The organism is Bacillus rhizoplanae, assembly GCF_917563915.1.
GTDB classification, from domain to species: domain Bacteria; phylum Bacillota; class Bacilli; order Bacillales; family Bacillaceae_G; genus Bacillus_A; species Bacillus_A rhizoplanae.
Genome location: NZ_CAKJTI010000006.1, coordinates 97,859 through 115,708 on the forward strand (window position 1 = coordinate 97,859; position 17,850 = coordinate 115,708).

General features: G+C 37.9%; 19 protein-coding genes and 1 riboswitch. Of the genes, 17 read left to right on the plus strand and 2 right to left on the minus strand.

The features are described from left to right. Positions 1–242 precede the first annotated feature (242 nt). The 10 genes from LRP84_RS08440 (at position 243) to LRP84_RS08485 (ending at position 11,141) form a co-directional block, all read left to right on the plus strand. Positions 243–2,624, plus strand: a complete 2,382-nt coding sequence (locus LRP84_RS08440; protein ID WP_230574677.1) for a 3-hydroxyacyl-CoA dehydrogenase/enoyl-CoA hydratase family protein — start codon at positions 243–245, stop codon at positions 2,622–2,624. Positions 2,625–2,639: 15 nt separating this feature from the next. Then, the gene (locus tag LRP84_RS08445) at positions 2,640–3,815 is read left to right on the plus strand and encodes an acetyl-CoA C-acetyltransferase (RefSeq protein ID WP_230574678.1); all 1,176 of its coding nucleotides are present in this window, start codon (positions 2,640–2,642) and stop codon (positions 3,813–3,815) included. A 251-nt stretch (positions 3,816–4,066) separates the two neighbouring features. Continuing rightward, complete coding sequence (locus LRP84_RS08450; protein ID WP_230574679.1) at positions 4,067–5,851, plus strand: acyl-CoA dehydrogenase FadE; 1,785 nt, start codon at positions 4,067–4,069, stop codon at positions 5,849–5,851. Positions 5,852–6,256: 405 nt separating this feature from the next. Beyond that, on the plus strand, positions 6,257–6,979 hold the full coding sequence (locus tag LRP84_RS08455) for an MBL fold metallo-hydrolase (RefSeq protein WP_230574680.1): 723 nt from the start codon (positions 6,257–6,259) through the stop codon (positions 6,977–6,979). A 3-nt stretch (positions 6,980–6,982) separates the two neighbouring features. Continuing rightward, positions 6,983–7,540 (plus strand): TetR/AcrR family transcriptional regulator, encoded by a 558-nt coding sequence (locus LRP84_RS08460; protein WP_230574681.1) that lies wholly within the window; start codon positions 6,983–6,985, stop codon positions 7,538–7,540. 99 nt (positions 7,541–7,639) lie between these two features. Beyond that, positions 7,640–8,215 carry a permease gene (locus tag LRP84_RS08465; RefSeq protein ID WP_230574682.1) on the plus strand — a complete coding sequence of 192 codons (576 nt, stop codon included), beginning with the start codon at positions 7,640–7,642 and terminating at the stop codon, positions 8,213–8,215. Between the two features lie 262 nt (positions 8,216–8,477). Continuing rightward, positions 8,478–8,663, plus strand: coding sequence for a hypothetical protein (locus LRP84_RS08470; protein ID WP_230574683.1), 186 nt, complete (start codon positions 8,478–8,480; stop codon positions 8,661–8,663). A gap of 13 nt (positions 8,664–8,676) precedes the next feature. Then, a complete protein-coding gene (locus tag LRP84_RS08475) occupies positions 8,677–8,925 on the plus strand; it encodes a spore coat protein (protein ID WP_230574684.1) in 249 nt (82 codons plus the stop codon). 231 nt (positions 8,926–9,156) lie between these two features. Next, entirely contained in the window at positions 9,157–10,107 is a 951-nt protein-coding gene (locus LRP84_RS08480; protein WP_230574685.1) for an L-lactate dehydrogenase, read from the plus strand. 20 nt (positions 10,108–10,127) lie between these two features. Continuing rightward, entirely contained in the window at positions 10,128–11,141 is a 1,014-nt protein-coding gene (locus LRP84_RS08485) for a PTS sugar transporter subunit IIC (protein WP_230574686.1), read from the plus strand. A 94-nt stretch (positions 11,142–11,235) separates the two neighbouring features. Here LRP84_RS08485 and LRP84_RS08490 read toward each other — a convergent pair whose 3' ends face one another. Then, positions 11,236–11,874 carry a phosphatase PAP2 family protein gene (locus tag LRP84_RS08490; RefSeq protein ID WP_230574687.1) on the minus strand — a complete coding sequence of 213 codons (639 nt, stop codon included), beginning with the start codon at positions 11,872–11,874 and terminating at the stop codon, positions 11,236–11,238. Positions 11,875–12,747: 873 nt separating this feature from the next. Beyond that, positions 12,748–13,179 (minus strand): DUF3978 family protein, encoded by a 432-nt coding sequence (locus LRP84_RS08495; protein WP_230574688.1) that lies wholly within the window; start codon positions 13,177–13,179, stop codon positions 12,748–12,750. 369 nt (positions 13,180–13,548) lie between these two features. Between LRP84_RS08495 and LRP84_RS08500 the strand changes: the two genes are divergently transcribed. The 7 genes from LRP84_RS08500 (at position 13,549) to LRP84_RS08530 (ending at position 17,775) form a co-directional block, all read left to right on the plus strand. Next, positions 13,549–13,914: an arsenate reductase family protein gene (locus LRP84_RS08500; protein ID WP_230574689.1), complete on the plus strand. Its 366-nt coding sequence runs from the start codon at positions 13,549–13,551 to the stop codon at positions 13,912–13,914. A 41-nt stretch (positions 13,915–13,955) separates the two neighbouring features. Next, positions 13,956–14,339: a glycine cleavage system protein GcvH gene (gcvH, locus tag LRP84_RS08505; RefSeq protein WP_098308851.1), complete on the plus strand. Its 384-nt coding sequence runs from the start codon at positions 13,956–13,958 to the stop codon at positions 14,337–14,339. Positions 14,340–14,554: 215 nt separating this feature from the next. After that, positions 14,555–14,899 (plus strand): toprim domain-containing protein, encoded by a 345-nt coding sequence (locus tag LRP84_RS08510; protein WP_230574690.1) that lies wholly within the window; start codon positions 14,555–14,557, stop codon positions 14,897–14,899. 11 nt (positions 14,900–14,910) lie between these two features. Beyond that, positions 14,911–15,210, plus strand: a complete 300-nt coding sequence (locus LRP84_RS08515) for a thioredoxin family protein (RefSeq protein WP_230574691.1) — start codon at positions 14,911–14,913, stop codon at positions 15,208–15,210. Positions 15,211–15,352: 142 nt separating this feature from the next. Then, complete coding sequence (locus tag LRP84_RS08520; RefSeq protein WP_230574780.1) at positions 15,353–15,697, plus strand: hypothetical protein; 345 nt, start codon at positions 15,353–15,355, stop codon at positions 15,695–15,697. A gap of 126 nt (positions 15,698–15,823) precedes the next feature. Continuing rightward, positions 15,824–15,931, plus strand: a riboswitch (SAM riboswitch). A 160-nt stretch (positions 15,932–16,091) separates the two neighbouring features. After that, positions 16,092–17,117, plus strand: a complete 1,026-nt coding sequence (locus LRP84_RS08525; protein ID WP_230574692.1) for a methionine ABC transporter ATP-binding protein — start codon at positions 16,092–16,094, stop codon at positions 17,115–17,117. Further along, positions 17,110–17,775, plus strand: a complete 666-nt coding sequence (locus LRP84_RS08530) for a methionine ABC transporter permease (protein WP_230574693.1) — start codon at positions 17,110–17,112, stop codon at positions 17,773–17,775. The genes LRP84_RS08525 and LRP84_RS08530 overlap by 8 nt, the downstream gene beginning before the upstream one ends. Positions 17,776–17,850 lie beyond the last annotated feature (75 nt).

The following is a 17,850-nucleotide window of genomic DNA, read 5'->3' on the forward strand; positions in this document are numbered from 1 at the left end:
TCACTTTATGGATTTTTAAAGTGTGACTAACCTTTTTAGGAGAAGGTGTTTTAAGAAAGGAAGTTCACTACATATCATGCCCAAAATATAAAAAAAGAAATAATTTCAGAAAATTTTATCTTTAAATATATTGCGAAAATTTAAACAATATCATATATTTATTAGTAGAGGCTCATTCATAGATTGCGACGTTTGTCGAAAAATTGAATGAGCATTCATTCAAGAATAAGGGGGAGAATTGGATGTTCCAAATTAAAAAGGCTGCAGTTCTTGGTTCTGGTGTAATGGGTTCTGGAATTGCTGCGCATTTAGCTAACATCGGTATACCGACATTATTGCTTGATATTGTACCGCCAACGCTTACAAAAGAGGAAGAAGCGAAGGGACTTACATTAGAACATAAAAGTGTACGAAATCGTTTCAGTAACGGAGCGCTGCAAAAATTGTTAAAGCAAAAACCAGCTCCTCTTACAATGAAAGAAAACTTAACGTTAATTGAAGCTGGCAATATGGAAGATGATATGGAACGCCTTGCTGACGTTGATTGGATTATCGAAGTTGTTGTTGAAAATTTGGAAATTAAGAAGAAAGTATTTGAGAAAATAGAAGCTGTTCGCAAGTTAGGTTCTATTGTTAGCTCAAATACATCGGGTATTTCCGTTGAAAAAATGGTAGAAGGGCGTTCAGACGATTTCAAAAAACACTTCTTGGGAACGCACTTTTTTAACCCTCCACGTTATTTAAAACTTCTTGAGATTATACCGACAGAAGAAACAGCTCCTCATGTGTTAGACTTCATGAAACTATTTGGCGAGGATGTACTTGGAAAAGGTGTTGTTGTTGCAAAAGACACACCAAACTTTATTGGAAACCGCATCGGTACGTACGGACTGCTTGTAACACTGCAAGAAATGGTAAAACGCGGTTATAGCATTGGCGAAGTAGATTCAGTAACAGGCCCGTTAATTGGCCGTCCGAAAAGTGCAACGTTCCGCACATTAGATGTTGTCGGATTAGATACATTTGTTCACGTTGCAAATAACGTATATGAAAACGTGCAAGAAGAAGAGCGTGAAGTCTTCAAAGTACCAGCTTTCATGCACGACATGTTAGAACGAAAATGGCTTGGAAGTAAGACAGGTCAAGGCTTCTTCTTAAAACAAGGAAAAGAGATTTTAGAGTTAAATCCTGAAACGATGGAATACGAAGCACGTAAAAAATTGAACACGGCTTCTGTTGAATTAAGTAAACAGGAAAAAGGATTAGCAAACAAATTGAAAGCGCTTGTATATGCAAAAGACCGCGCTGGCGAATTATTATGGAACATTATTACGCCAACTCTTCTATATTCAGCGAAGCTTATGAAAGAAATTGCTGATAATATTGTTGCAATTGATAATGCAATGAAGTGGGGCTTTGGCTGGGAGCAAGGACCATTTGAAATTTGGGATGCAATTGGCGTTGAGAAGTCCGTTCAAAAAATGGAGGAAGACGGTCAAGTTGTTCCTGCTTGGGTAAAAGAGATGATCGAGAAAGGCATTACATCGTTCTATAAACATGATAATGGTGAGAGCTATTACTATGATAACGGTGAATATAAACAAATCGTTCGTAATAAAAAGGCAATTTCTTTAAAACAACTGAAAGAGAAAAATGGCGTACTGAAGAAAAATAGCGGTGCGAGCCTTATTGATTTAGGCGATGGCATCCTTTGCTTAGAATTCCATTCAAAGAGTAACGCAATCGGTATGGATATTACGCAAATGATTAATTACGCTGTCGATGAAGTAGAGAAGAATTATAAAGGACTTGTCATTGGAAACCAATCGAAGAATTTCTGCGTTGGTGCGAACCTTGCGATGGTTTTAATGGAAGCGCAAGATGACAATTATTTTGAAATTGAGTGGGTCGTGAAAAACTTCCAAGATGCAATGATGAAAATGAAGTACTGCTCAAAGCCAGTCGTGGCAGCGCCTTATGGGATGACACTTGGCGGCGGTACAGAGGTTTGCTTACCGGCAGCTAGCATTCAAGCGTCTAGCGAAACGTACATGGGATTAGTAGAAGTTGGTGTTGGTTTAATCCCTGGCGGAGGCGGCAACAAAGAGTTATACATTAAACATTTGAACAAAATGGCAAATGGTGTTGAATTTGATCTGCAAAAAGTTGCAAACAAAGTGTTCGAAACAGTAGCGATGGCGAAAGTTTCAACATCTGCACAAGAAGCAGCTTCTCATAACTTCTTAGGCGATAAAGATGGTATTAGCGTCAATGGCAATCACTTACTATATGATGCAAAACAAAAAGCGCTTGCGTTATATGAAGCAGGTTATAAAGCGCCTGTTCGTAAAAAGATTCCAGTTGTCGGTGAAACAGGATATGCAACGCTTGTACTTGGGGCAGAAGCAATGCACTTATCTGGCTATATTTCCGAATATGACTTACACATTGCGAAAAAACTCGCATATGTCATTGCTGGCGGAAAAATCCCATATGGAACAGAAGTTGATGAGCAATATTTATTAGATGTGGAACGCGAAGCATTTATCAGTTTAGTGAGCGAAATGAAATCACAAGCAAGAATGCAGCACATGCTTGTAAAAGGAAAACCATTACGTAACTAAGGGGGAAGAGTGTTCATGAGAGAAGCTGTTATTGTTGCAGGGGCAAGAACGCCAGTTGGGAAAGCGAAGAGAGGATCATTAAAAACAGTACGTCCCGATGATTTAGGGGCATTAGTTGTAAAAGAAACATTAAAACGTGCGAATAACTATGACGGTCCAATTGATGATTTAATTTTTGGCTGTGCGACGCCAGAAGCAGAGCAAGGTTTAAATATGGCGCGTAATATCGGTGGATTAGCAGGACTTTCTTATGATGTTCCGGCTATTACAATTAACCGTTACTGCTCTTCTGGACTGCAAAGTATCGCTTTCGGTGCAGAGCGTATTATGCTTGGTCATTCAGAAGCAGTATTATCTGGCGGTGCCGAATCTATGAGTTTAGTGCCGATGATGGGACACGTTGTTCGCCCAAACAACCGCCTTGTTGAAGCAGCTCCAGAATATTATATGAGCATGGGACATACAGCGGAGCAAGTAGCGATGAAATATGGAATTTCCCGTGAAGAGCAAGATGCATTTGCCGTAAGAAGTCATCAACGTGCAGCAAAAGCATTAGTGGAAGGAAAATTCGTAGATGAAACAGTACCGGTGGATGTAACACTTCGCACTGTTTTAGCAAATAACAAATTACAAGAAGAAACAATTGTGTTCTCACAAGATGAAGGTGTAAGAGCAGATACGACGTTAGATGTGCTTGGGAAACTACGACCAGCATTTAACGTGCGCGGTTCGGTAACAGCTGGGAATTCTTCGCAGCTGAGCGACGGCGCAGCAGCAGTGCTACTGATGGATCGTGAGAAAGCAGTAAGCGACGGACTAAAGCCGCTTGCGAAATTCCGTTCCTTCGCAGTAGCAGGTGTACCGCCAGAAGTAATGGGAATCGGTCCGATTGCAGCGATTCCAAAAGCGTTAAAATTAGCAGGCTTAGAACTATCTGATATTGGTTTATTTGAGCTAAATGAAGCATTCGCTTCTCAATCGATTCAAGTTATTCGCGAACTTGGACTAGATGAAGAAAAAGTAAACGTAAACGGCGGAGCGATTGCCCTTGGACATCCACTTGGCTGTACAGGAGCGAAACTAACATTATCTCTTATTCATGAAATGAAACGCCGTAATGAGCAATTCGGTATCGTAACAATGTGTATCGGCGGCGGAATGGGTGCTGCTGGAGTGTTTGAGTTATTGTAAAAAATAAAAAGTGGAAGCGGCTCGCTCAGAATGTGAGGGGGATGGAGCTTCTGACATAGAGGCGTCCTTTGCCTCGCAGGAAGAAGCGAAGCCACCGAACATTCTAACCGCTGGAACTGGATTCAATAAAAGTGAAACTAGATAGATAAAGAGTGGAAGCGACTAAAGGGTATGAAAACAAACAAAGGGAGGGCTAGCTTCTCTTACAACAAGAGAAGCAGCCTATGAAAATATGAAGGAGGAAATTTTTCATGGAAAAAATAGTAGGAAGTGCAGTAAAAGGCGGCAGCTTTTTAGTTGATGATTTTACAATTGATCAAGTGTTTACACCTGAAGATTATACAGATGAGCATAAAATGATTGCGAAAACGACAGAGGACTTTATCGTAAATGAAGTACTACCAGAGCTTGAATATTTAGAGCAGCATGAGTTTGATCGTTCTGTTCGTTTATTAAAAGAAGCAGGTGAGCTTGGATTATTAGGTGCTGATGTACCAGAAGAGTACGGCGGCATTGGCCTTGATAAAGTTAGCTCTGCGTTAATTGCAGAGAAATTTTCTCGTGCGGGCGGCTTTGCGATTACGCACGGTGCTCACGTAGGGATCGGATCGTTGCCAATCGTATTATTTGGTAACGAGGAGCAAAAGAAACAATATCTTCCTGCATTAGCAACAGGCGAAAAGCTAGCTGCGTACGCATTAACTGAGCCAGGATCTGGATCTGATGCATTAGGAGCAAAAACAACGGCTCGTTTAAATGCGGAAGGTACACACTATGTATTAAACGGTGAAAAACAGTGGATTACAAACTCCGCTTTCGCTGACGTATTCATTGTATACACAAAAGTAGATGGCGAACATTTCACAGCGTTTATCGTAGAGAGAGAATACGCTGGCGTATCCACAGGCCCGGAAGAAAAGAAAATGGGTATTAAATGTTCTTCGACTCGTACGTTAATTTTAGAAGACGCATTAGTGCCAAAAGAAAATGTACTTGGTGAAATTGGGAAAGGTCATGTAATCGCATTTAACATTTTAAATATCGGCCGTTATAAATTAGGTGTTGGTACAGTTGGTTCGGCTAAACGTGCTTTAGAAATTTCAGCACAATATGCAAATCAACGTCAGCAGTTTAAGCAGCCAATTGCTCGCTTCCCATTAATTCAAGAGAAGCTTGCAAATATGGCAGCGAAAATTTATGCAGCGGAAAGCTCTGTATATCGTACAGTTGGTTTATTTGAAAGCCGTATGAGTACATTATCAGAAGAAGAAGTAAAAGACGGTAAAGCTGTAGCAGCCTCTATCGCTGAATATGCAATTGAGTGTTCTTTAAATAAAGTATTTGGTTCTGAGGTATTAGATTATGTAGTAGATGAAGGTGTTCAAATTCATGGTGGTTACGGATTTATGGCAGAGTACGAGATTGAAAGAATGTACCGCGATTCTCGTATTAACCGTATTTTCGAAGGTACGAATGAAATTAACCGCTTAATCGTACCAGGTACGTTCCTGCGTAAAGCAATGAAAGGTGAATTACCACTTCTCGAAAAAGCACAAAAACTACAAGAAGAATTAATGATGATGATGCCGGAAGAAGTAGGCGATGAGCCATTAGCACTGCAAAAACATTTAGTGAAGAATGCGAAGAAAATCGGCTTAATGGTAGCTGGATTAGCTGTTCAAAAGTATGGTAAAGCTTTAGATAAAGAACAAGAAGTTCTTGTGAATATCGCTGATATCGTAAGCAACCTATACGCAATGGAATCAGTAGTTCTTCGTACAGAAAAAGCAATTAAAACAACTGGCCTTGAGAAAAACAAACAAAAAGTATTATACACTGAAGTATTCTGCCAAGAAGCGTTTAATCAAATCGAAGCAGATGCGAAAGAAACAATTATCGCTGTAGAAAATGGCGATATGCTGCGCATGATGTTATCTGCGCTTCGTAAATTCACTCGTCACACACCGCTAAACGTAATTCCGAAGAAACGTGAAATTGCGGCGAAAGTGTTAGAGGATGAGCGTTATACAGTTTAATATGTAAAAAGCAGGAGTCGTTTAGAGCGGCTCCTTTTTTCGTGTCCATCGATATATCGGCGGAAGTGGTGGATATATCGGCGCTATTCGCAATATATCGGCGCAAGTTCACCATTTATCGACGCTTTTTCTAATATATCGGCGCTTCGACACAATATAAAGTGAAACTTCCATCAGTGACGCTTTTCTCACTGATGGTTAGTTGAACCAATCGGGCTTTTACGGGCAGTTTTCTTCCCAGCTCTTCTCCATCTTTTACTGCCCGTTAATGCGGGATAAAGACCCTTCGACGATGTTCGACACGGGAATCTTTTTTTGCACAAAAATGGAATTTTCAGTGACAAAAACTAATACCATTAGTATAATAAAACTAACGTCATTAGTTTTTGAAAGGGAGCTGGAAATATGAGAATGATGCATGAGAAAACGGTATATCAATTGTCATTTTTGCCAAGAGTGTTTCCTGTGAATTGTTACTTTGTGGAGGAAGAAGACGGTTTAACTTTAATTGATGCGGCGCTGCCATATAGTGCAAAAGGCATCTTACACGCGGCTCAAAAAATCGGAAAACCGATTACTAATATTGTATTAACACATGCACATGATGATCACATTGGTGCGCTAGATGCATTAAAGGAAGTACTTCCTGATGTTCCTGTTTATATTTCTAAGCGGGATGCGCGTTTGTTAGAAGGGGATACGACATTACAAAGAGATGAACCAAATACGCCAATAAAAGGCGGTGTACCTAAAAAAGTGAAAACGAGACCGGATGTTTTATTAGAGGATGGAGATCGAATTGGATCGCTTCTTGCGATTATGACACCGGGACATACACCAGGTTCTATGTCATTTCTGGATACGCGAAATAACGCCCTTATTGTTGGTGATGCATTTCAAACAAGAGGAGGCACTGCCGTTTCAGGACAAATGAAGTTTTGGTTTCCGTTTCCTGCGATGGCAACGTGGAGTAAAGAAGTGGCATTACAGAGTGCAGAGAAGCTAAGAGAATATGAACCTTCCTTGCTTGCGGCAGGGCATGGGAAAATGATAAATAATCCAGTCGCTGCAATAGATCGTGCTATTAAGGAAGCAAAACGAAATGTAGAAAGTGTGAAAGAGGGTTAATTTATGTCACCGAGAATTGGACTTACATTACAAAAAATTGTAGACACAGCAGCAGAAATCGCGGATACAAATGGGATACAAGAAGTAACACTAGCGTCATTATCGCAAAGGTTGGGAATACGTTCTCCCTCTCTATATAATCATGTGAAAGGGTTACAAGACGTACGAAAAAACCTTGGTGTTTACGGAATAGAACAGCTGTATGGGGCGCTTAAAGAGGCAGTAGAGGGTAAAAGTATGGATGAAGCAATTCATGCATTAGGAGAGGCGTACGTGTCGTTTGTCCGAAAACATCCTGGATTGTATGAAGCAACTTTTTTACGAGATGAAGAAGTGCAACAAGCAGGAGATGGAATTGTAGAGCTTTGCCTTCATGTTTTACAACATTATGGTTTAGAAGGTGAAAATGCACTTCATGCGACGCGCGGATTAAGAAGTATTTGTCATGGATTTGCGTCAATTGAACAGCAAGGTGGATTTGGTTTGCCGATGGATTTAGATACAAGTTTACATTTATTATTGGAAACGTTTATTAAAGGGCTACATGTAATAAAAGAATAAATAAGGAGAGAGAAACCATGAATTTTTTGCTGTTCATGCTTCTTTTTACAGTAGGTTGCGGCTTGTTAGAGATGAAAGTGCAAAAGGATGTGAAGTGAAGTGTTTGCAGGACATTTTGGCTTAGCTGCAGCAGTGAAAGTGAAGTCACCGAAAATACCGCTTTGGGCTCTTATGTTAAGCACACAACTATTGGATGTCATCTTTGTGCCGCTTTATGTTTTAGGAGTGGAGACAATGGTGCCTATTGGTGGTAATGGTTATGGTGAAGTTGTGATTCATGCGGATTATTCACACTCTTTAATAGGAGCGCTGTGTATTGCCTTTTTTGCAGGAATAGTGGGTATGAAGTTTTGGGGAAGACGAAGTGGCTTTGTTATTGGAGCGGTAGTTTTTAGTCATTGGATCCTTGATTTACTTGTGCATCGCGCTGATTTGCCGTTACTTCCAGGGAATTTCGGAGACTTACCTATGCTTGGCTTTGAGTTGTGGCGATTTCCGGCTATTAGTATCGCATTGGAATGTATTCTTATTGCGTTAGGTGGTATATTATATTTCCGATTTGTTGTTTCAAATGTAGAGCAACAAAAGAAATTTATAGCAAGAATAGTCGGCGGTGTAGTAGTTGTGTTATTAATTCTTTCGTTAATTACAGATGTAGTTGGCTTTGCGGCTTGAGTATAAAGTGAAACTTCCATCAATGGTTTTTTTTTCATCCCCCACTGATGGCTAGTTGAAGCAATCGGGCTTTTACGGGCAGTTATCCCCCACATATCTTCCGCGCTTCTCTCTCAATCTTGAGGTGGGGGTCTTACTGTCCGTTAATGCGGGATAAATAAGAGGAAACCTTAGAAGCGATTCTAAGGTTTTTTTAGTGCATACAATTCAAAAATAAATAGATACTAAATGTTGAATGAACAAAGAAAGGAAGGCCGTTACGATGCAAAATTTAAACGAGCTTGAAGTGGAGAATTTACGTCATCTTATTGGCGGGCATGCAACAGTTATTAACAAATTAGAAGAGTATGCGCAGGGATGTACGGATCCGCAGCTGAAGCAGATGCTGCAAAAAGATGTACAGGACGCAAGAAATACGAAGCAACAATTAATGTCTTTTCTAGGATAGGAGTGTAAAGAACATGAATGAAAAAGATATGGTAAATGATTATTTAGCTGAATTAAATGCAAGTTTAACAGGCTATGCGAATTACATTGCTCAAACGAATAATGATCAATTATATCAAACGTTAATTCAAATTCGTAATCAAGACGAAATGCGTCAACGTAATCTGTATCAATACGCAAAACAAAAGAATTATTATCAACCAGCAGCTCCTGCTAATCCAACGATTGTTCAGCAGTTGAAGAATCAATTAAGTGCGCAATAAGAAAAGAGATTTTTTAAAACGGGTGACGTGATTAAGACGTTACCTGTTTTTTTGTGAAAGTAAAATGTTCGTGACTTTGTCGAAAATATGTACAAGGGGACATAAAACGTCCATATTATTTGTGATATATTTCACAAATTGTACATGGTTTCCATGGTAAAAACTTCTATAATAAAAAGTGTAAAGAACACAACACAAAGAAAATTACACTAAGAAGCAGGTGAGGTTGTCATGAATAGAAACACAAGAAAGATTGCGATTATTGGTACTGGATTAGTTGGATCAAGCTGTGCGTATTCTATTGTGAATCAAGGAATCTGTGAAGAATTAGCGTTAATTGATCTCAATCATGAACGAGCAGTTGGCGAAGCAATGGATTTATCACACTGCATTAATTTTACAAATACAAGAACAAAAGTATATGCAGGAACTTATGAAGACTGCAAAGATATGGACATTGTTATTATTACTGCAGGACCTGCTCCAAAGCCAGGTCAAAGTCGCCTTGATACTTTAGGGGCAAGTGCGAAAATTATGGAAAGTATCGTACCAGGTGTAATGAAGAGCGGATTTGATGGCATTTTCCTAATCGCGTCAAACCCAGTTGATATTATTACTTATCAAGTTTGGAAATTATCAGGCCTGCCAAGAAATCGCGTTCTTGGTACTGGGACATCATTAGATTCTTCACGTTTAAGAACAATTTTATCTGAAATGTTGGAAGTTGACCCTCGTAGCATTCACGGTTATTCATTAGGTGAGCATGGCGATTCACAGATGGTTGCTTGGTCACATGTAACAGTAGGTGGAAAGCCTGTCTTGCAAATTTTAGAGGAGCAAAAAGAGCGTCTAGGTGAAATTGATTTAGATGAAGTTGTGGAAAAAACAGCAAAAGCTGGTTGGGAAGTTTATAAACGGAAAGGAACTACTTATTACGGTATTGGTAACTCACTTGCTTATATTGCAAGATCTATCTTTAATGATAATTATCGTATAATTGCTGTTTCAGCAATTTTAGAAGGTGAATATGGCGAATTTGATATTTGTACAGGTGTACCAGGGATTATTACAAGAGATGGTGTGAAAGAAGTTGTCGAACTGAACTTAACAGAAGCTGAACAAAGCCGATTTGGAAAATCAAATGATATTTTACGCGACTACATGAAAACAATCGGTTACTAAACTAGAAGAAGGTGAAACAGATGAAGGAATATATCATGCCTCGTATATTCAAAGGATCTGCTGGAATTGCACAAGGTATTTTCGTATCTATTGGAATTGGGCTGCTCATTGAAAATATAGGAAGAATTGCTGATATTCCTATGTTAATTACAATCGGAGTTGTTGCGAAATCACTTATGGCGCCAGCAATTGGGGTAGGGATTGCTTTTATGCTCGGAGCAAATGGTCTTGTTATTTTCTCAGCAATGGTTGCAGGAGCGATTGGAGCTGGATCGATTTCGATTACTGCAGCCGGTCTGATAATTAAAACTGGTGAACCAATCGGTGCGTTAGTAGCTGCAACTTTAGCAGTTTATATTGGAAAACGTTTAAGTGGAAAAACTTCTTTAGATATGATGCTTGTTCCTTTTGTGACAATTTTACTTTCAGGTATTGTTGGAATTTGGTTATCACACCATATTAGCCCTGTATTAAATACTGTTGGAGCATTTATTAAAGATAATTCAGCTGGTACCCCGTTTATTTCTTCTGTCGTACTTTCGGTTGTTTGGGGTTTGTTATTAATTTCTCCAGCGTCATCAGCGGCTCTAGCAATTGCACTTAGCTTAGATGGCGTGGCAGGTGGTGCAGCCCTTGCAGGATGCGTTGCCCAGTTTATCGGATTCGCTGTTATCTCTGCGAAGGAAAATGATTTAGGGGGTATTTTAGCACAAGCCCTTTGTACACCAAAAGTACAACTTCCTAACATTACTAAAAATCCAATGATTCTTGTACCAACTGTTGTTGCTAGTGCGATTGTAGGTCCTGTATCGGCGCTTGTCTTTCAAATGACAGCAGGGAAAGAAATTGCAGGTATGGGACTTAGTTCTCTTGTCGCACCAATTAACATGATTTCAAACGAAGGATTAAGTGTTGTTCCAGCGATGGTGATTACTTATATCGTAATTCCGGTAGCTGTTTCTTATATACTGTATATAATTTTGAAAAAAGCAGGTCGCATTAAACCTGGCGACATGACTGTACCGCAATCTTAGAGACTATAATATACCAATTTGAAAATCTCTTCTTACATAGATAAAAGCAGACTGAAGAAGCCGCAGTCTGCTTTTGTTTTTATAGATTATATGATCATCCAGCAGGGGCTTTAACCTTTTGTTTACGTAATTCAAATACAGATTGCATAGCAGCATAAAGAAAGCTTGCTACTACGATGCCTGTTATTACATCTATAAAGGCGTGTTGTTTTGTAAACAAAGTAGATAAAATAATGAGTACGCCAACGAATGTTAATAGACTATATTCCCATTTGTTTTGCTTTTTTCTCTTATATGCTGTAATCATAATGACAAATGTTGTGAGCACGTGAATGCTAGGAAAACAATTTACAGGTTGATCGATACTGTAAATAAAGCGAACTAAATTAGCAAACACATCATTACCAATCACTTCAGGACGTGTTACAGTTGTTTGCCACATATAATAAATGCTAAAAGAAAGAAGGTCACCTAATACAACACTACTTAATGTAACGTAGTAGAGCTTTCGGTCAGCAAAGCAGTAATAAATTAGAGCACCGTATAGATAGGGAAACCAAAGTAAGTATGGAACGATAAATTCTTTTGTAAAAGGAATCCATGCGTCTATTTTTGTTGTTACATTCACAGCACCTACTGCTGATTGATTGAGCACGTCATAAAGAGGACTTACAAGCATGAGTAGCAATATATAACATAATGGAAGAAAGGATGAAAGTTTATTATTTCCCATAGCAGTTCTCCTATTTCTAATGTAATGAAATAAAACTTGAGAAATTATAAATAGAAAAAATGTAAATGAGCTATCGATTTTCCTTAAAGCGCTTTCACTATATCATATTGTAAGGTGACGATATGATTCATTTGTATTTTTGATGAAGAGGAGCTGTCAGTAAACAAAAGTTTGTTTAAGATGTATGTTCGAGTTTATCCCGCTATTCGCGGGCAGTAAGATCCCCACCTCAAGAATCAGAGAAAAGCGAAGAAGATAGGTGGGGGATAACTGCCCGTAAAAGCCCGATTGGTTCAACTAACCATCAGTGGGGGATGAAGAAAGCCCCCCACTGATGGAAGTTTCACTTTATCCCGCTATTCGCGGGCAGTAAGATCCCCATCTCAAGGTTCAGAGAGAAGAAAAGAAGATAGGTGGGGCTCTTACTGCTGGCATGCACCTGATTGGGCAAGTTTTCGGTTAGTGGGGGATGAAGAACCTCGCACTGATGAAAAATTATAATAGAAAAATATAAATGAGCAATCGATTTTCCTTAAAGCGTTTTCGCTATAACATCTTCTAAAGTGACGATGTAGTTCGTTTGCATTTTCAATAAAAGAGAATTGTCATTAAATAAATGTTTGATTAAGACGTACGTTCGATTTTGTGATCTTAATCAAACGTTTGTTTAAGATGTATGTTCGATTTTATAGTATTAATTAAACGTTTGATTAAGATATATGTTCTATAATGCTGCACACCTTGTTTAAAAAAATGAAAAAACACTTCTCAAAAAAATGAAGTGTTTTTCTGTCTCTAAATATATTATAATAAAAATAGTTAGAATTTTATTATTTCAACAAAATAGTATGTAAGGGCTTAAATAGATGGATTTTATTCGTTTATGTATTTGGTAACCCTTTCATTTAATGTTGTTAAAAAGTCTGTGAATTCTGAACTATTTGTGCGAATATTATCTATATGTTGTAAAGAGAGTTTTTCGTTTAAGAGAAATTCACCGTGATGTCCAAATACTTGTATATTAGCATCCATTTGTTCTGAATCTTCTTGTGTTGATACGAGAATGTAGTGAAATGCTTTTACAGGAATGACATATGTTTTGCGATATGTATTCGTACTGTTTATTCCGGTTTGTTTTATCACTTGAAACTGGAGAATGTCTTTGTTTATAGCAACAGACAATGTTGTTGATTTTAACTTTGTGTTTGTTAATTCATCAAGTTCTTCAAGTTGAAAATGGATTGTAGTTTGATCTGAGCAGTTTTGAATTTGTTGCTGGATGAATGAGTAAATTTGTAGTTCCATATAATAAATAATCTCCTTTTCTTTATGTGCTATAAAGATAGAAATATAGAACAAAAGAATTAATATAACAGTTTCAAGTAGTAAAAATGATTAAACATTTTTATTGTTCCTTAAAGAGAATACATGACAAATTACTAAAAAACAATATAAATCGATTTAATATTTCGAGTTTTAAAAACGTTATATTTAGCATAATTAATATTATGATGGAATAATGTTTGTGGAATCATAAAATATTTTTTTGGAAATTTACGAAAAAGCAAAGATTTTGCAGGATAAAAGAAATTCTTAGCGAATTAAGTTAAAGTTTGAAATGAAAAAATATTTTCTATATGATAAGGTAAAGGTTAGTGAAAAGTAGGTGAATGTATGTCAGTAACATTTTATTCATATCCAAAATGTGGAACATGCCAAAAAGCAAAAAAATGGTTAGAGGCAAATGATGTAGCATATGAAATGATTCATATTGTCGAAAATCCACCTTCTAAGGAGGAACTTCGCAGTTTATATGAAAAAAGCGAATTACCATTAAAAAAATTCTTTAACACAAGTGGAATGCGTTACCGTGAGCTTGGTTTAAAGGATAAGCTAAAAGATATAAGTGAAGAGGAAATGTTGGACATGCTCGCTTCTGATGGCATGTTAATCAAACGACCAATTGTAACAGGCAGTAATCATGTAACAGTTGGCTTTAATGAAGAACAATTTGAAAGCGTGTGGAAAAAGTACCGATAAGGTATTTTTACATAATTAATACATTCATTGGAGGTACAGACATGAGCATTCCAAAACAATTACGTTACTCTGAAGAACACGAATGGGTAAAAGTTGATGGCAACCAAGTTGTTATCGGTATTACAGATTTCGCACAACACGAATTAGGAGATATCGTATTCGTGGAACTTCCTGAAGTTGGTGCAACAATCGAAGCTGACGAGCCATTCGGAAGCGTAGAATCTGTTAAAACAGTTTCTGAGTTATACGCACCTGTAGCAGGTAAAGTTGTAGCAGTAAACGAAGAATTAAACGACAAGCCAGAGCTTGTTAACGAATCTCCATACGAAGGTGCATGGATGATTAAAGTTGAGATTGAAGATGCAGGTCAAGTGGATAACTTATTAACTGCAGAACAATACGAAGAAATGATCAATCAAGACTAATATGGAAAGGGCAGCTAATAGCTGTCCTTTTTTATTTGTGTCAGCTCTAGTGTATCGTTCGGAATATTCGGTATCTTTATTTCTTCCTCACATTCTGAACGAGCCACTTCCGCTTTTATTCACAAAAATAAACAGGAAACAACATCGAAATATCGAATATACTATATACTAAAGGTAAGGTTGTATCATAGTATATGGTGATCGGGTGATGCCAAGTGGTCTATGTGGAAAAAGTAATTATTGTTGAAGGTAAATCAGATAAGAAGAAGATTAAAACGATTATTAGAGAACCGGTGGAAATTGTTTGTACAAATGGTACAATTAGTTTGTCGAAAATGGATGAACTTATTGATCAGCTGTACGATAAAGAAGTGTATGTGCTTGTGGACGCAGATGATGCAGGAGAGAAGCTACGCAAACAATTCCGCCGAGAATTTCCACATGCTGAACATATTTATATTGATCGTTCGTATCGTGAGGTTGCAACTGCACCATCAAATCATTTAGCGAACGTTTTATGGGGAGCCGACATTGACGTTTATACAGAATTTTTACGGTAAGGAATGGTAGAATGATCGATTTGACAGGAAATGAAGCTGTAGCTGCAGTTGAAAATCAAGATAAAACGGTGTTATACGTATATACGCCAATGTGTGGTACGTGTCAACTTGCTAAAAAAATGTTAACAGTTGTTGAAGCCGCATTACCTCATTTGGAAATTGGGATGCTAGATTTAAATTACGCACCGCATTTTGCGCGGGAGTACGAAATTGAAAGCGTTCCGTGTTTACTTATATTTGAGAAAAATCAACTTATGAAGAAAATATATGCATTTCAATCTGTGGAATATTTATATATGGAATTACAATAGGCGGCAAATACTTTGCCGCCTCGACATATTTCTTGGGAAATATAAGTAACAAGTGATTTTTTGTCGAGAGAAAGATACAGGAGAGCTCGTTATAGAAATGGAATGGTATTATGTAGAACGTGATATGAGGAGTGTGACGGAGATGAAATTGTATTCACTGCTTCAATCATTTGTAACATATGCCAATACGCAGTATCATTTAGAACCGCTACTGCCGCGATTTGAGCGGGCTGTTTGTTTTACTTTTCAAGATGAGCGTTATTCCTTGAAAATTTCAAGAGATAAAATTGAGCTTACGAATGGCGCAATGGGAACGGAAGAACTTGTTTGTTTTCAAGAAGATGACTTGCAGTTATTAATTACAGGACAAGCTCGTTTGCAGTCACTATTGCGTAGAAAGGCCATTACATATAGAGGGACATACCAAACAATGTTATTATTAGAATCTGTATTTCATATTTGTAAGCCGCTACGAGTTGGCGCTTAAATTTCAGAAAGTTTCTTCTTTACGAAAATTTCTGTTGACATCTATTTCATGCGTTGATACAATTCAAAACATGAAATAACGAAAACTTCATAACGACAAAATCAGACGAAATTTATATCTGATTTTCTCTTATCAAGAGAGGTGGAGGGACTGTGCCCTATGAAACCCGGCAACCGTCAACTTATGTTGAAATGGTGCCAATTCCTGCAAGGCGAATGCTTTGAGAGATGAGAGGAAAGGATAATAGTAATTTATGTATATAAACCTTTCTGCTCATTTTAAAGCAGAAAGGTTTTTTTGTTGTTTCAGTGTAGGAGGACGCTCAAACAACAACTTCATTTATCGGTATAGCGGTGAGCCGCTTACACTTTTTAATTAAAAAGGGGTGACATCAATGATTGTATTAGAAAATGTAAAGAAAATATATCGTTCCCAAAACGGTGATGTTACTGCTGTTGATAATGCGAATTTACAAATAGAAAAAGGTGAAATTTTCGGAGTTATCGGATATAGCGGTGCCGGAAAGAGTTCCTTAATTCGCTTGTTTAATCAATTGGAGAAACCGACGTCTGGAAAAATTACTGTTGGAGAGCGTGTGATTTCAGCAATTAGAGGAAAAGAACTGCGAGAAGCACGTCAAGAAATCGGGATGATTTTCCAACATTTTAACTTGCTTTGGTCACGAACTGTTCGTGAAAATATTGCTTTTCCGCTTGAAATTGCTGGAGTGACAAAAGAGAAAAGAACACAGCGTGTAGATGAATTGATTCGTCTCGTTGGTTTAGAAGGACGAGAAGATGCGTATCCATCTCAGCTAAGCGGTGGACAAAAGCAGCGCGTTGGTATTGCAAGAGCATTAGCAAATAACCCGAAAGTACTATTATGCGATGAAGCGACATCAGCACTAGATCCAGAAACAACAGATCAAATTTTAGATTTGCTTCTCGATATTAATAAACGCCTCGGTTTAACGATTGTACTCATTACACATGAAATGCACGTTATTCAAAAAATTTGTAACCGCGTTGCTGTTATGGAAAAAGGAAAGATTGTTGAAAGCGGCAGTGTGTTAGATGTATTTCGTAATCCGCAGCAAGACATTACAAAGCGTTTTGTTAAGCAAATAACAGATTCTGAAGATACAGATGAAGCAATTGAACATTTAGTAGAGAAATACCCGGAAGGAAAAGTTGTGAAACTGCAATTTATTGGTGAAGCGGTAGAAAGACCAGTTTTGCAGGAGTTAATGAAGCAAGCTGGAGTGGAAGTGAGCATTCTGCAAGGGAATATTGCTCAAACAACAAACGGGGCGTATGGAAGTTTAATTGTTCATTTAAAAGGTGACGAAGATGTAGTTGCAGAGGCAGTTGCAACAATTCAACAAGAGCAAGTAGAGCTGGAGGTGATTGCACATGGATAATTTGTTTCAAAATGTCGATTGGGATCAAATGTTAGAAGCAACACAAGAAACTTTATATATGACGGCAATTGCCACGCTTGCAACGTTCGTATTGGGTCTTATTCTTGGATTAGTACTGTTTCTCACAGGAAAAGATAATCTGTGGGAGAACAAGCCAGTCAATATTGTAATTGGCGCGTTTGTAAATATTTTCCGTTCCATTCCGTTCATTATTTTAATCATTTTATTGATTCCGTTTACGAAGTTTCTTCTTAATACGATTCTTGGAGCAAGTGCCGCATTGCCAGCATTAATTGTTGGAGCAGCGCCGTTCTATGCGAGAATGGTTGAAATTGCGCTTCGTGAAATTGATAAGGGCGTTATTGAAGCTTCAAAAGCGATGGGAGCAAAGACGAGTACAATTATCTTAAAAGTATTGATACCAGAATCTTTGCCAGCACTTATTTCGGGTATTACGGTAACGGCAATTGCACTTGTAGGCTACACAGCAATGGCTGGAGTTGTTGGAGCAGGTGGTCTTGGTACACTTGCTTATTTAGAGGGGTTCCAACGTAATAATGGTGATGTCACTCTCATGGCAACAATTCTTGTACTTGTTATTGTATTTATTATTCAAATACTTGGTGATCTTCTTACGAAGCGTCTTGATAAAAGATAAAGGAAATCTAGTTATTACTGGGATAAGGAGTTTTCGTCTCATACGAAAACTCTCTATAGATTTTATATTTAGAAT